The organism is Jatrophihabitans endophyticus (assembly GCF_900129455.1).
In the GTDB taxonomy this organism is placed as follows: domain Bacteria; phylum Actinomycetota; class Actinomycetes; order Mycobacteriales; family Jatrophihabitantaceae; genus Jatrophihabitans; species Jatrophihabitans endophyticus.
This window is the reverse complement of sequence record NZ_FQVU01000003.1, coordinates 151,175-164,664: the sequence shown is the minus strand read 5'-3', so window position 1 is coordinate 164,664 and position 13,490 is coordinate 151,175. Positions and strand designations below refer to the sequence as shown.

The 13,490-nt window shown below is 70.6% G+C and carries 14 protein-coding genes and 1 tRNA gene; 8 read left to right on the top strand and 7 right to left on the bottom strand.

Going from position 1 to position 13,490, the window contains the following annotated elements; translation table 11 throughout:
• The first annotated feature begins 123 nt into the window (after nucleotides 1–123).
• The 7 genes from BUE29_RS10895 to BUE29_RS22005 all read left to right on the top strand — a co-directional run bounded on the left by BUE29_RS10895 (nucleotide 124) and on the right by BUE29_RS22005 (nucleotide 5,842).
• Nucleotides 124–1,152 (top strand): SGNH/GDSL hydrolase family protein, encoded by a 1,029-nt coding sequence (locus BUE29_RS10895; protein ID WP_143168132.1) that lies wholly within the window; start codon nucleotides 124–126, stop codon nucleotides 1,150–1,152.
• Between the two features lie 38 nt (nucleotides 1,153–1,190).
• Nucleotides 1,191–2,372, top strand: coding sequence for a thiolase family protein (locus tag BUE29_RS10890; protein WP_073390019.1), 1,182 nt, complete (start codon nucleotides 1,191–1,193; stop codon nucleotides 2,370–2,372).
• Nucleotides 2,373–2,382: 10 nt separating this feature from the next.
• Entirely contained in the window at nucleotides 2,383–3,129 is a 747-nt protein-coding gene (locus tag BUE29_RS10885; protein WP_073390017.1) for a (Fe-S)-binding protein, read from the top strand.
• The gene (locus BUE29_RS10880) at nucleotides 3,126–4,535 is read left to right on the top strand and encodes a lactate utilization protein B (protein ID WP_073390014.1); all 1,410 of its coding nucleotides are present in this window, start codon (nucleotides 3,126–3,128) and stop codon (nucleotides 4,533–4,535) included. Before BUE29_RS10885 ends, BUE29_RS10880 begins: the two co-directional genes overlap by 4 nt.
• A complete protein-coding gene (locus tag BUE29_RS10875) occupies nucleotides 4,532–5,182 on the top strand; it encodes a LutC/YkgG family protein (protein WP_073391072.1) in 651 nt (216 codons plus the stop codon). The genes BUE29_RS10880 and BUE29_RS10875 overlap by 4 nt, the downstream gene beginning before the upstream one ends.
• A gap of 7 nt (nucleotides 5,183–5,189) precedes the next feature.
• Nucleotides 5,190–5,263: transfer RNA gene (locus BUE29_RS10870), tRNA-Ile, on the top strand.
• Between the two features lie 291 nt (nucleotides 5,264–5,554).
• Nucleotides 5,555–5,842, top strand: a complete 288-nt coding sequence (locus tag BUE29_RS22005; RefSeq protein ID WP_143168131.1) for a hypothetical protein — start codon at nucleotides 5,555–5,557, stop codon at nucleotides 5,840–5,842.
• 13 nt (nucleotides 5,843–5,855) lie between these two features.
• On the opposite strand, the gene BUE29_RS22000 is transcribed toward BUE29_RS22005, so the two are convergent.
• From BUE29_RS22000 to BUE29_RS22495, 3 genes are all read right to left on the bottom strand, one after another.
• The gene (locus BUE29_RS22000; protein WP_143168130.1) at nucleotides 5,856–7,430 is read right to left on the bottom strand and encodes a P-loop ATPase, Sll1717 family; all 1,575 of its coding nucleotides are present in this window, start codon (nucleotides 7,428–7,430) and stop codon (nucleotides 5,856–5,858) included.
• 354 nt (nucleotides 7,431–7,784) lie between these two features.
• Nucleotides 7,785–8,282: a hypothetical protein gene (locus BUE29_RS10865; protein WP_073390011.1), complete on the bottom strand. Its 498-nt coding sequence runs from the start codon at nucleotides 8,280–8,282 to the stop codon at nucleotides 7,785–7,787.
• Between the two features lie 249 nt (nucleotides 8,283–8,531).
• Nucleotides 8,532–8,825, bottom strand: a complete 294-nt coding sequence (locus tag BUE29_RS22495; RefSeq protein WP_159440864.1) for a hypothetical protein — start codon at nucleotides 8,823–8,825, stop codon at nucleotides 8,532–8,534.
• Nucleotides 8,826–9,554: 729 nt separating this feature from the next.
• Here BUE29_RS22495 and BUE29_RS10855 point away from each other — a divergent pair.
• Entirely contained in the window at nucleotides 9,555–10,466 is a 912-nt protein-coding gene (locus BUE29_RS10855) for a hypothetical protein (protein ID WP_073390005.1), read from the top strand.
• 3 nt (nucleotides 10,467–10,469) lie between these two features.
• Here the strand turns inward: BUE29_RS10855 and BUE29_RS10850 are convergent, their stop codons facing one another.
• The 4 genes from BUE29_RS10850 to BUE29_RS10835 all read right to left on the bottom strand — a co-directional run bounded on the left by BUE29_RS10850 (nucleotide 10,470) and on the right by BUE29_RS10835 (nucleotide 13,483).
• A complete protein-coding gene (locus BUE29_RS10850) occupies nucleotides 10,470–11,471 on the bottom strand; it encodes a helix-turn-helix transcriptional regulator (protein ID WP_073390002.1) in 1,002 nt (333 codons plus the stop codon).
• 163 nt (nucleotides 11,472–11,634) lie between these two features.
• Entirely contained in the window at nucleotides 11,635–11,988 is a 354-nt protein-coding gene (locus BUE29_RS10845) for a YidH family protein (protein ID WP_073390000.1), read from the bottom strand.
• Nucleotides 11,988–12,965: a sulfotransferase family protein gene (locus BUE29_RS10840; RefSeq protein ID WP_084180960.1), complete on the bottom strand. Its 978-nt coding sequence runs from the start codon at nucleotides 12,963–12,965 to the stop codon at nucleotides 11,988–11,990. The genes BUE29_RS10845 and BUE29_RS10840 overlap by 1 nt, the downstream gene beginning before the upstream one ends.
• A 50-nt stretch (nucleotides 12,966–13,015) precedes the next feature.
• Complete coding sequence (locus BUE29_RS10835) at nucleotides 13,016–13,483, bottom strand: SRPBCC family protein (RefSeq protein WP_073389997.1); 468 nt, start codon at nucleotides 13,481–13,483, stop codon at nucleotides 13,016–13,018.
• Nucleotides 13,484–13,490 lie beyond the last annotated feature (7 nt).

Sequence of the window (13,490 nt, the reverse complement as noted above, 5' to 3'; positions counted from 1 at the left end):
GACGAACGGCCCGGCGTCGGAGCCGCGGCGTCCCGGCACGATATAACGCCGGCGGCGCGGGCCGCGCGGCGGCGTGAGCGCGACGACGCCGCTGCGCAGACCGACCGTTCCTAGAGTGTGGGGGTGATCCCCCGCCGAACCGACCGACGCACGCCCCGCCGCAGCCCCCGGCGACGAGCCGCGGTCGCGGTCGTCGGGACCGCCGCCGCGGTCGTGCTGACCGCCTGCTCCGGCTCGTCCGGGGGCGACGCGTCGTCCACCCTGCCCACCGTCTCCCCGGCCACGTCCGCGACGATGCCGGCCACCGCCTCGTCGTCGTCGAGCGGCTCTCCCACCGCGGCGGCGGGCCGGCTCTACGTCTCGGTCGGGGACTCCTACGCCGCCGGCTACCAGCCGAGCGGACGCACCGGCGGCGCCACGACGCGCAACGGGTTCGCGTACCAGGTCGTGCGCCTGGCGAAGGCCCGCGGTTACGACCTGACGCTCGCCAACTTCGGCTGCAGTGGCGCGACGACGGCCTCCGCGCTGAGCCGGGCCGGGTGCGGCGACCGCCAGCTCGGCCCCGGCGCGACGCCGTACCGCAAGCCCCAGGTGGCCGCCGCGGTCGACTACCTGCGTGCGCACCGCGGCCAGGTCGCCCTGCTCACGGTGTCGCTGGGCGGCAACGATGTCACCGCGTGCGCCGCCGCCGCCGACGTCAACGCCGCGACGAGCTGCGTCAGCGCCGCCCTGCAGCGCATCACCGCCAACATCACCACGATCGTCACGCGGCTGCGCGCGGCCGCCGGCCCGGCCACCCGGATCGTCGGCCTCACCTACCCCGACGTCTTCCTCGGCGGCACGATCTCCAACGACCCGCGGCAACGGCAGCTCGCGAGCGTCTCGGTGCTCGCGTTCCGCAGCCTGATCAACCCGCAGCTGCAGGCCGCGTACGCACGGGGCGGCGCGTCCTTCGCCGACGTCACCGCCGCGACCGGGGCCTACGGGTCGCAGGAGCGCACGACGACCCTGCAGCCCTACGGCGAGATCCCGGTGCCGGTCGCGCGCATCTGCACGCTCACCTACTACTGCCAGTACCAGGACATCCACCCCCGCACCGAGGGCTACCGGCTCATCGCCGAGCTCGTGACGAGGACGCTGCCCCAGCGCTGAGCGCACCGCCAGCAGGCGGGCGGGCATACCCTCGGACGATGAGCGCATTCCTCTACGACGCGGTCCGCACGCCGTTCGGCCGCTTCAACGGCGCGCTGGCCGCGGTGCGGCCCGACAACCTCGCCGCCACCGCGCTCGGCGCGCTGCTGGCCCGCACTCCCGCGCTGGATCCGGCCGACGTCGACGACGTCGTGTTCGGGCTGGCGAACGGGGCGGGCGAGGACAACCGCAACCTGGGCCGGATGGCCGCGCTGCTCGCCGGTCTGCCGACCTCGGTGCCGGGCTCGACGGTGAACCGGCTCTGCGGTTCCAGCCTCGACGCCACGATGATCGCCTCCCGCGCGATCGAGACCGGCGACGCCGACGTCGTGGTCGCCGGCGGCGCCGAGTCGATGACGCGCGCACCCTGGGTGCTGCCCAAGCCCGACAAGGCGTTCCCCGTCGCCAACGTGACCGCGGTGTCGACCGCACTGGGCTGGCGGCTGGTGAATCCCGCGATGCCCGAGGAATGGACGATCAGTCTCGGCGAGGCCAACGAGCAGCTGCAGGAGAAGTTCGGCATCTCCCGCGAGCGTCAGGACGAGTTCGCCGCGCGCTCGCACCAGCGCGCCGACGCCGCGTGGGACGACGGTTTCTACGATCCGCTCGTCGTGCCGGTGCCCGGCGTCGAGCTCCCCCGTGACGAGGGCATCCGGCCCGGCAGCACGGCGGAGAAGCTCGCGGCGCTGAAGCCGTCCTTCCGCAAGGACGGCACCATCACCGCGGGCAACGCCTCGCCGCTGAACGACGGTGCCGGCGCGCTGCTCGTCGGCTCCGAGGCCGCGGCGGGACGGCTGGGACGCGAGCCGGTGGCGCGCATCGCCGGTCGGGGGGCGTTCGCGCTCGACCCGCGCGACTTCGGGTACGCGCCGGTCGAGGCCGCGAACCGTGCCCTCGCCCGCGCCGGCATCGGCTGGGACGACGTGAGCGCGGTCGAGCTCAACGAGGCCTTCGCGGTGCAGTCGCTGGCCTGCGTCGACGGTTGGAAGATCGACCCCGACATCGTCAACACCCGCGGCGGCGCGATCGCGATCGGCCATCCGCTCGGGGCGTCCGGCACCCGCATCCTCGGCACGCTCGCCGAGGTCCTGCGCCGCGACGGCGGCCGGTGGGGCGTCGCGGCGATCTGCATCGGTGTCGGCCAGGGGCTCGCGATCGTGCTCGAGAACGTCTCGTCCTGACGGGTCGGCCATGAGGATCGCGCTGTTCGCGACGTGTCTCGTCGACGGGCTGTTCCCCGACGTCGGGCGGGCGACGGCGACGGTGCTGCGCCGGCTCGGCCACGAGGTGGTGTTCCCGCGTGCGCAGACGTGTTGCGGGCAGATGCACGTGAACACCGGCTACCCGGACGAGGCGCTGCCGCTGGTGCGCCGGTACGCGGAGGTGTTCGCCGGGTTCGACGCGGTGGTGGTGCCGAGCGGGTCGTGCACCGGTTCGATCCGCCACCAGCACGCCGAGGTCGCGCGCCGCGCCGGGGACGAGGCGCTGGCGCGCGCGGCCGAGGACGTCGCGTCGCGCACGTACGAGCTGTCCGAGCTGCTGATCGACGTGCTGGGCGTGACGGAGGTGGGCGCGTACTACCCGCACCGGGTGACGTACCACCCGACGTGCCATTCGTTGCGGGTGCTGCGGGTGGGTGACCGGCCGGTGCGCCTGCTGCGGGCGGTACGCGGGCTGGAGTTGGTGGAGCTGCCCGAGGCCGAGTCGTGCTGCGGCTTCGGCGGCACGTTCGCGATGAAGAACGCCGACGTGTCGGCGGCGATGCTGGCCGACAAGACCGCGCACGTGGTGGCGACCGGCGCGGCGGTGTGCACCGCGGGCGACGCGTCGTGCCTGATGCACATCGGCGGTGGGTTGGGGCGACAGCGGACCGGCGTCCGCACGCTGCACCTCGCCGAGATCCTTGCCAGCACCGCGGGTACGGCGAGCCCGGCATGACCTTCCTGGGCATGCCGGCCGGGCAGGGCGAGCTCACCGGGGACCAGCCGTTCCCGGCCGCCGCCCGGGTCGCGCTGGCCGACGACCAGCTGCGCCGCAACCTCGGCACCGCGACGTCGACGATCCGCACGAAACGGGCCGGCGTCGTCGCGGAGCTGCCGGACTGGGCGCAGCTGCGTGCGGCGGGCGCGGCGATCAAGGACGACGTGCTCGCCCACCTCGACACCTACCTGCTGCAGCTCGAGGCCGCCGTCACCGCGCGCGGCGGAACGGTGCACTGGGCCCGCGACGCCGCCGAGGCCAACGCGATCGTCACCGGGCTGGTGCAGGCCACCGGGGCGGACGAGGTCGTCAAGGTCAAGTCGATGGCGACGCAGGAGATCGGGCTGAACGACGCGCTGGCCGCCGCCGGCATCACCGCCGCCGAGACCGATCTGGCCGAGCTGATCGTGCAGCTCGGCCACGACAGGCCGAGCCACATCCTCGTCCCCGCGATCCACCGCAACCGCAGCGAGATCCGCGACATCTTCGCCAGGGAGATGCCCGGCGTGGACCCCGGCCTGACCGACGACCCCGCGGCGCTCGCCGAGGCGGCGCGACGTCACCTGCGGGCCAAGTTCCTGTCGGCGCAGGTGGCGATCAGCGGCGCCAACGTCGCGGTGGCCGAGACGGGCACGCTGGCCGTCGTCGAGTCCGAGGGCAACGGTCGGATGTGCCTGACGCTGCCGCGCACGCTGATCACGGTCATGGGCATCGAGAAGCTGGTGCCCACGTGGCGCGACCTCGAGGTGTTCCTGCAGCTGCTGCCCCGCTCGTCCACCGGTGAGCGGATGAACCCGTACACGTCGATGTGGACGGGCGCGGCCGAGGGGCAGGACTTCCACCTCGTCCTGCTCGACAACGGCCGCACCGCCACGCTGGCCGATCCGCAGGGGCGCAGCGCGCTGCGCTGCATCCGGTGCTCGGCGTGCCTCAACGTCTGCCCCGTCTACGAACGCACCGGCGGTCACGCCTACGGCTCGGTCTACCCCGGCCCGATCGGGGCGGTGCTCTCACCGCAGCTCACCGGCGTCGACGCCAACCCGTCCCTGCCGTTCGCGTCCACGCTGTGCGGTGCCTGCTACGACGTCTGCCCCGTCGCGATCGACATCCCCACCATGCTGGTGCACCTGCGTGCCCGGGTCACCGAGGTCAAGGGCGCGACGCCCGAACGTGCCGCCATGCGCACCGCCGCCTGGACCATGCGCTCGCCCCGCCGCTGGACCGCCGCGCTGCGCGCGCTTCGCCTCGTGCGTCCCTTCCGGCGGCTGCGGCACCTGCCCCCACCGCTGGCCGGATGGACCGCATCGCGCGATCTCCCCGAGCCGCCGAGACGCCCGCTGCGCGACTCGTGGGAGGGGCCGTGACCGCGCGCGACGAGGTCCTCGGCCGCATCCGCGCCGCGCTGACCGACCGACCCGATCCCCCGCCCGTCGTCCGCGACTACCGCGGTGCCGGCGCGACCGAGGGCGGACCGGCGCTCGAGCTGTTCGTCGAGCGCGTCACCGACTACCGCGCGACCGTCCACCGTGCCGACCCGCACGTCGATCCCGCGGCGGCCGTCGCGGCGGTGCTCGCGACGCGCGGCATCACCCGCGTCGTCGTGCCCGACGGCTTCCCGGAGGCGTTCGTCCCCGGCGCCGGCGGCGCGACCGACACCGCGGTCGAGGTCGTGCGCGAGCCGGCCGGCACCGACGTCCTCGACACCGTCGGCGCCGTGCTGACCACCTGCCGCGTCGCCGTCGCCGAGACCGGCACCATCGTGTTGGACGCCGGACCGGGCATGGGCCCGCGTGCGCTCACCCTCGTCCCCGACTACCACCTCGTCGTCGTCCGCGCCGACCAGATCGTCCCCGGCGTCCCCGACGCCGTGGCGGCGCTCGACCCCACCCGTCCGCTCACGTGGATCAGCGGCCCCAGCGCCACCAGCGACATCGAGCTGCAACGCGTCGAGGGCGTCCACGGCCCCCGCACGCTCGACGTCGTCCTCGTCCCGGCCGCTGCGATAGCTTGATCCGGCCGGGGCGGTAGCTCAGCAGGTCAGAGCAGGGGACTCATAATCCCTGGGTCGTGGGTTCGAGCCCCACCCGCCCCACGCGCTGCGGTTCGACCTGCACCGGCGTGGCCGAGACCGCGGTGATGCAGGTCGAACCGGTTACGCGGGGACGGGTGGGTGAGAGAACCGGCATGCCCGACGAGAGCGACGCGGTGGCCGCGGCGGCCGACCGGCTGTACGCCGCGCCGGTGGACGACTTCACCGCCGTGCGCGGCGACCTCGCGAAAGAGGCCAAGGCTGCGGGCGACGCCGCGACGCCGCGACGCCGCGACGGCCAAGGCCGTCGCCGCGCTGCGGCGCCACCACCGGTTCCGCGTCAAACATCAGCACGTGAGCAACCCCCGCTACTGGCTCGGCAAGTTCGCCGCGCTCACCGACAACGGCATTCGTCAGATGATCGAGCGGCGTTGCACCGACGCCGGCATCCCGCACATCCACCTACATCAATTCGCAACACCTTCGCGCACGACTGGTTGGCGAGAGGCAGTCAGGGAACAGACTGATGCGCCCTTGCAGGCCGGCGTACCCCGAGAGATGGTCGGCCCATGCGCCGCCAGCGCCGCGGACGAACGAGCCTGCGACGCCCGCCGTCGCATGTCGCCGGGCGACCGCTTATGAAGAGGTCCGGGGCTTACGACGGCCTTCCGCGGCGCGTGCGCTTCCGCGGCGTTCGCGCAGGCGTCGTTGAGTCGACACCGCCATGACCCGACGCAGGCGTTGAGGGATTGCTTCGCCGGTCTAGTGTGTTTGTCCAAGGAATGTTGAAGGCGTACACGAGCCCAGTGTTCATGATCCAGGGGCCCTGTTTTTGCCATTTATAGGCATCGCGTCGATGATAGAACTGCACGTAACCCGCACCCGGCCGATAATTACCTATTGCGCCCTGGAGAAACGCATACTCGCCGAACCGATCTACATCACTCTGGGCTGTAAAACCAGAATCACTAAGCGCTTCTTCCAGTTCAGAGCGCGAAAAGATCCGTTGAGGAAGGCCGCTGAGAATTGCCTCAAAGCGGTCAATCATCGATTCAGGAAGCAGCCCTGTGGCTTCGGACATTATTTCCGTCAAAAGATGACGCGTCGAAAAGTTGTCCACAGCCCTCCGAACCTGACTGTTCGTAAAGTGCCCCTCCGGGCGCACCTCCTGCAGCGTGGTAAAAAGAAGCGTCATGTCGCGCGGCGTGTACCGCGTAAACTGCTGCAAATAGCCTCTTATTTCAACTCTCTGGCGAACGCCGACGCGAACCGCACGTGGGAGGTACGCGAGCAGTTCGTCTTTAGAAGTCTGCGCCTTATCCGCGATGTAGTCCCACAGGCGCATATCTGCTGGGTCCTCCGCCTCGGCCCCCCAGTCCATATGCACCCCGCCGTCCGCGGAAATCTTGGCGGCGTCGGAAAATCGCACACGGCGAAACACATCGCTTCGGCACATAACGAGAACGAAGACGTGCTCCGCGCCTGCGCTCCGGAGGTCTCGGGTAAGACTGTCCGCGACTCGCACCAGCGCCGCAAGCGTCTGCCAGTAAGCGGGATTGTCTCCAATTGCTTTATCCAGTCCATCAATTGCAAGGATGTGTCGATTTGACGTGCGAGCGTCGATAACTAAGCGCAGCAGAGCGTCCCCAAGCTGATTGACAGGCACTTGATCACTTTGCTGCGACCCGGCCGACCCGCTTAGCAAATTGCCGGGTAACGCAAAGCCGCCTTTCCTTTCTCGAACCCGACGCAGGACCTGAGGGAAGTCGTCGGAGGCTAGGCCCGCCACGCGCAGCTGCTCCACAAGACCCGACACCTGCGGATCCCGATTCAAATAACACGCTTGATCCCGAAGTAGTGAGTCGAGAAGGCGCACGCCGATGAATAGACGCCACGCAGCGTCCGTAAGGGCCGTCACGTCACCAACGAGGTGCTTATCCATGCTAGCGAGCGGTGATTGAGTGCGGTTCAATTCGTCGAAATCAACGAACGTCGGAAAGACGCTCTCGGCACCAAAGCGATTGACCCATGCGAGCCGGATGTAATGGGCAGCGGCGCTCTTCCCGGTACCCTTCGGACCCAAGATGAGAAAGCGTTTATGTTGCTCCACTGCGGGCATAAGTGACCAGCGGTCCTGGTAGGTCGCTAGGAAGCGGTCGGGATTGTCGGCGACCTCGTTCTCCGCCGCGGCCATTCCGAAATACAGCTGACCCAAACCCGGTTCTCGCACGGCTGCATCACCCTCCGGCTGGCGTATCGAGTGTGCCACGGATCCTAGCCCTAGCTTGAAACAACGCAGTGTGGAGTTTGGCGTAGAGGAGATCAAGAGCGGCCGCTGCGCGGCCGCGACGCTGTGCGCTCGCCAGTCCGTACGGTGCCGCCCGCTCCGCTTGCGGCGGCATCCACTCGGCTCAGCGGCCGCTACGCGGCTTCGGTCGGTCTGTGGTGCCCCCGTTGCCCTCGACACGATGGAGTCGCACGTTCTCTGGACCTCGTCAAGGGTCCTGCACTCGTTCCAGCGCATGCAGACTGACGACCGGGTCGCCTTTTCTTGACGAGGGCCGTCGGTCGTGCGGCGTTGCGCCTATGAGGGCAACGGAGGCGACTCATCGGCATTGATCAGCACAGCGGTGCCAAACGCTTCCAGCTCTACCACGACCGCTCGGTCGTTCGAGGCGTCGTGCTGGGCCGGCTGCGCCACCGCCCACACCGCTGCTTCCGCGCGAAGCTGCGCCATCGTCAATCCCCAGTTCCGCAATGCCGACCAGGTCCGATACCTCGCCTTGACCAACTCGCGCGTGACCTCGCCGCCGCTCTCGATGTCGACGACGTCAGCACGCCAGGGCACCTGCCAGCGGGCGTCCGCAGACTTAATAACGTACTTCGAGACGTAAGACGCTTCACGACGCGACCCCGGTTCCATGTCGTCCATCGAGACGGAATGGCCGTCACCCGCTTGGATCACGAGGCGGCGAATCTGCTTCTCGTCCAAGGCGTAGCGAGTCCGAATGATCACGTGATCGTGCAGCCCGAGGCGACCAACGCCGTCAGTGCGACGTTGGCCGTCCTGAATCTCGCACACGCAAATGTACTGCGCATCAGGCGCTTACGACGCAGCAGCGTGATGAAGTGATTCCAACGCTTGCCGTGCGAGGCATTCCAGTCAGCTAAGTCCGGCCCATCCTCGCGTGTGCAGGAGCAGAGCTTGTGACCGCAATGTGGTGCACAGTCGCAACCGGGTCGCTGGCAATGGACGCGATCGCCGACTGGAGCGAGCGTGACGAAGTAGGACCGCTCGCCGGCTATAGACGCGCCTGACAGAGCAATTGCTCTAACTCGTCGCCGGTGACGAGCCGAGCACGGTCGGCAACGTGAGGCGCTCCGCAGCAGTCGTACCGGTGGCAGCCGCGGTCGCACACCACGGCACGGGGGCTGTTGCAGTCCACTCCAGCTCGCGGACGTCCGAACAGAGGGCGAAGGCGCTGCAGTCGTCCGCCGCACCGACACTATGCTCGTTGGCGGTTCCGTCCCATTCCTGACCCCGCCCCGCCCGAACGAAGTCGCCGAGCAACGGCAGCGACACGTAGGAGATGTGCACGGCGAAGCTGATCGGCGCGACGTTCACGCTCGTCCTGGTCGAGGACTTTGTCAGGGTCAACCTGCTGAAGGAAGTTAGACCACACTGCGGCTCGAGCCGGCGCGGTTACAGCGGTGCGGTCACGCTCACGAGCCCACCGCTCGGCTGCAGCGATACGGGCACACAGAACAACGTCTTCACGGGTACGGCCAGCCACGAGGAACTCCGGGCATTCGACGATACGAATGCGCGGAGGCTAAGAACCGAATAACCGGTTCCATTGGTTCGCTGGCGGGACCAAACACCCGAGTCACACGGGCTGGTCCTCGTTCCACGGAGGACGTCCCGCTACTCGCCGGTGGCGCACTCGAAAGCTAGCACGGCAGTGCGACACGCTGCCGGGTACGCGCGCTGGATTGACCCAGGTAGCCGGCGACATGTCATCAGCCCAAGGGCCTTCGAAACCCGCAACTACGAGGCTGCGCACAGCGGCCAGGCTCAGAGATCTTATGTTCCCTGGGTCGCGGGTTCGAGCCCCACCCGCACTACACGTCCACCGCCGCCCGGCCGGCCCACGGGTCCCTCTCCCCGGTTGTCACACGGCCCGAATACGGGCCGTATACGGGCCGTGTGACAACCGGAGAACACGGTCCACGTCGGCGACTGCACTCTCCGGTCCCGATCGCGCACCTAGGTTGGTGACCGGACGGGCCGTTACCGAGGACGAGCCGGTGCCGAGGACGAACGCACCGCGAACGTCCCGACGAGAGGACCGGCATGCCCGACGAGAGCGACGCGGTGGCCGCGGCGGCCGACCGGCTGTACGCCGCGCCGGTGGACGACTTCACCGCCGTGCGCGGCGACCTCGCGAGAGAGGCCAAGGCTGCGGGCGACGCCGCGACGGCCAAGGCCGTGGCCGCGCTGCGCAAGCCGACGGTCGCCGCGTCCGTCGTGAACCGCTACGCGCTGCACGAGCGCGGCGTGGTCGCACAGCTGACCGAGCTGGGCGACACCATGCGCCGCGCGCAGCAGGATCTCGACGCCGACCGGCTCCGGGAGCTCTCGACCCGGCGCCGCGCGCTCGTCGCCGAGGTCACCCGGGCCGCGCTCGCCCACGTCGGCCGGCCCGACCCACCCGCCGCGCTGCACGACGAGGTCTCAGCCACCTTCGACGCCGCCGTCGCCGATCCGGACGTCGCCGGCCGACTGGGACGGTTGCTCCGTCCCGAGCGGTTCTCCGGCTTCGGTGTCGCCCCCGGCCCGGGGCTCACCCTCGTCGCGGGTGACGGTCACCGGCCGAGGAAGGCGGGTGCCCGCGCGTCCGACCGCCGCACCGCGCCGACGGAGCGCGCGACGGCGCCGGAACCACCGGCCGGCACGAGGGCACCCGCCGCGCCGGCCCCGCCGAAGCCTGCGGCCCGGCGCCGCCTCGCCCGCCGCGTCGACGCGGCCCGCACGGCCTTCGACGACGCCGACCGACGTCACGACGAGGCGGCAGCGACCGAGCGGCGGGCCGCCGAGCGGATCCGCGAGCTCGGTGACGAGCTCGCCGCGCTGCAGCGCGAGCTCGACGAGGCCAAGACCCGCCAGGACGCCGCCCGCCGCGAGGTCCGCGACGCCCGCAGCGCCCGGCGGGAGGCGCGCTCGGCCCTCGACCGGGCCGAGCGGGCCCAGCAGCGCGGCGAGTGAGGGTCAGCCGGGCGTGCGCGCCCCGGCGCTGTCCCGATGTGCCGAACGGTAGGCACGCGGACTGAGCCCGAACTCGCGACGGAAGGCGCGGGAGAAGTACTCGGCCGAGGCGAACCCGCACTCGACGGCGACCCGCTCGACGTGGCCGGGCCCGGAACGCGCCGCGAGGATCTCGGCCGCCCGCTCCAGACGGCGCCGGCGGATGCGCGACGCGGGGCTCTCGGTGCCGGTGAAGGCGCGGTAGAGCTGGCGCAGCGAGATGTTCAGCTGCGCCGCGATGATCGCCGGCGTGAGCTCGGGATCGGCCGCCTGCTCGAAGATGATCGCGTCCGTCCGCAGCCGGATGCTCTCGACGTGCGCGAGGTCGGGGCCGGGGCGCGACACCGCCGTGCGCAGCAGCAGCCCCGCCAGCCCGGCGAGGTAGCGGTCGACACCGACGAGGCTGGCCGCCGACTCGAACTCCTCCCCACCGGCGACGAGCAGCCCCGCCGCCGAGCGCAGCAGCTGCTGCTGGAAGGGCGAGAGGCCGTAGGTGCGATCGGCCATGGCCTTGATCGCCGGGGCCTCGAGACCGATGACCGCGTGCGGGACGCTCAGCGTGAACAGGTGACCGTTGCCGGCGAACTGCTCGGTGATCTCGTCGGCCGGGTCGTGGACGCGCAGCGCGGCGGGCGCCGGGCCGGCGGGATCGAACACGCTGCCCTCGGCGTCGATACGGGCCAGCAACTGCACGTTGCTGTCGAACGGGGCCGGCACCGCCGCCCGCGCCGGTCGGTACAGCTCGGTGCTGCTGACCGTCGACGCCGACCACACGCAGCGGGTGCCGCGCAGCCGGGCGCCCTTGAAGAAGTACGCGGCCCGCGCGTTGCGCATCGGGGCGATCTGCAGGCCGAGCGGCCCGGTCCGCAATCGGCCGCTCCAGGTGTCGGGGTTCTCGGCGGAGACGTCCAACCACGCGATCGCACCGGGGGGCGGCACGTCGTACCGCCCGGGGCTCTCGGCCATCCCTGCCACCGCTCCCTACGCGCCCGCCGGCCCACCTATCCGCGTCGCACCAGCATCGGATCGTCCGCGACGACCCGACCATCGTGTGACACGAACCGTAAGAGCCGCCTCGCTCCACCGCAAGCAAGTCGGGACCTCCGACCCGCTGGGCGTGATGTCGCCGTCAGTTCGCGAGGACGAGGACGACCACCAGCACGCCGGACACCGCCACGACGACCGACAGCAGCGCCACCAGCCGGGAGCGTGGCAGCGGCTCGCCGGCACGAAGGGCACGTTCGACGGCCCGGTGCCGGGCGTGGACACCGATCGCGAGCACGGCTCCCAGGATCGCCAGCCCGACCGCCAGCACGGTGCGTAGGGCGGTCAGGTGCGTGCCGGGGACGAAATGGACCACGCCGACGGCGGCGGCGAGGACCGCGAGCGCGGTGCGGATCCAGGCGAGGAAGGTCCGTTCGTTGGCGAGCAGGAAACGCGGGTCCGGCTCCGTCCCGTTCCCGTCGGCCGGCCGCCGGGGCATCAACGACCGAGGTCGGCGAGCGGCACCTGCTCGCGCCGCCGTTGCACGGCGTCGTCGGCGCGGCGCTTGGTGATGGCCACCCGCCGCGCCACGTACTGCTGCGTGTACCGCGCGACGGCCAGTGGGCTCGGCCGCTCGCCGATCCCGCTCGGCTCGTACCCGTTCGCGCGGAGCGCGCGTCCGGCGACGTACTCGAACAGGCCGATCTCCTGCGGCGTCAACGCGGTACGCCAGGCCTCGATGCGGGTCGGGTCGAGCTGGCCGCGGACCCGGTCGTGCCAGGTCTTGCGGGTGGGCACGATGTCCGCCGCCGACCGGGTGCGATCGAGCATCGCCTCGTCGAAGTCCTCGCCCAGGAAACCGCACACCGCGCTCAACTGGGTCACCGGGTCGGCGAGCAGGTCCTCGTAGCGCAGGTAGTGGTATGCGCCGTCGGGAAGCCGTCGTCCCAGCCGGCGCAGCTGCTGGTCGGCGAGCGCCCAGGTGGTCATCGAGCCCAGCGACCCGCGCCCCCACCACTCGACCTGGTTGAGCGAGGACACGCAGGCCCGGCCGTCCCGGACCAGGTGGACGATCTGCGCGTCGGGGAAGAGCCGCAGCACGACGTCCATCTCGCGCCAGTACGCCGGCCGCTTCTCCCCCCAGCGCACCTTGCCGCGACTTCGCGCGAACTCGCGCCAGACGATGCCCGCGGCCGAGCCCAGGGTCGGCGGACCGTTCACGATCCGCTTGATCGTCCGCTTCTTGTCCAGGCCCAGGTCGCGGAACTTCGATCCCTTGCCGGTGATGCGCTTGGCCAGTCGGCGCCGGTTGGCCCGTTCGGTCAGATCGCCGAACTCGGCGCGGTCGTGATAGGCGGGCAGCAGGAACCGGGTCTCGGGCGGGATGGCGATACGCGGATGGGCATGCAGCATGGTGCTCAACAGCGTGGTGCCCGACCTGGGGCACCCCACGATGAAGATCGGTCGGTCGCTCATCGTCGCCCTGTCTATCGCACCCCGCTGTGACCCGCTCCGCGCCCCTCCGCTCAGCGGCCGACGGCTTCGGTCAGATGTTCGAGCGTCTGCTGCAGCTGGTGCTCGGAGACGAGCGGGAAGGAGACCTTGCGCAGCACGTCCTTGTCGGTGACCTTGCCCCAGTCGTAGGTCAGGGTGACGTCCGTGGATCCCGGCCCCTGCGGGGCGAGCTCCCATACCCACTCCCACCCGGCCGGCTCGTTCCCGGCGGGTGCCGTCTGCCAGGCGAGGAGCTTGTCCTTCACGTATCCGGTGACGGTGTTGTCGGTCTGGTAGTCCCCGCCCATGTGCGGGCCCGACATGTTCATCCGGAACACCTGCCCGACGGCGGTGATCCGGTCGGTCTTCTCGTCGCTGCGCACGAAGCCCGAGCCGTCGAGCTCGGCGTGACGCTCGGGATTCGACAGGACGTCGAAGAGGTCCTTGGCCGAGGCGTCGATGGTGCGGTGGACGATCACTGCGGTGTCGGTCGTGGTCATGTCTTCG

Coding starts and splice junctions, on each gene's coding strand:
- BUE29_RS10890 (WP_073390019.1), top strand. CDS start 1,191: ATGAGCGCATTCCTCTACGACGCGGTCCGCACGCCGTTCGGCCGCTTC.
- BUE29_RS10885 (WP_073390017.1), top strand. CDS start 2,383: ATGAGGATCGCGCTGTTCGCGACGTGTCTCGTCGACGGGCTGTTCCCC.
- BUE29_RS10880 (WP_073390014.1), top strand. CDS start 3,126: ATGACCTTCCTGGGCATGCCGGCCGGGCAGGGCGAGCTCACCGGGGAC.
- BUE29_RS10855 (WP_073390005.1), top strand. CDS start 9,555: ATGCCCGACGAGAGCGACGCGGTGGCCGCGGCGGCCGACCGGCTGTAC.
- BUE29_RS10850 (WP_073390002.1), bottom strand. CDS start 11,471: ATGGCCGAGAGCCCCGGGCGGTACGACGTGCCGCCCCCCGGTGCGATC.
- BUE29_RS10845 (WP_073390000.1), bottom strand. CDS start 11,988: ATGCCCCGGCGGCCGGCCGACGGGAACGGGACGGAGCCGGACCCGCGT.
- BUE29_RS10840 (WP_084180960.1), bottom strand. CDS start 12,965: ATGAGCGACCGACCGATCTTCATCGTGGGGTGCCCCAGGTCGGGCACC.
- BUE29_RS10835 (WP_073389997.1), bottom strand. CDS start 13,483: ATGACCACGACCGACACCGCAGTGATCGTCCACCGCACCATCGACGCC.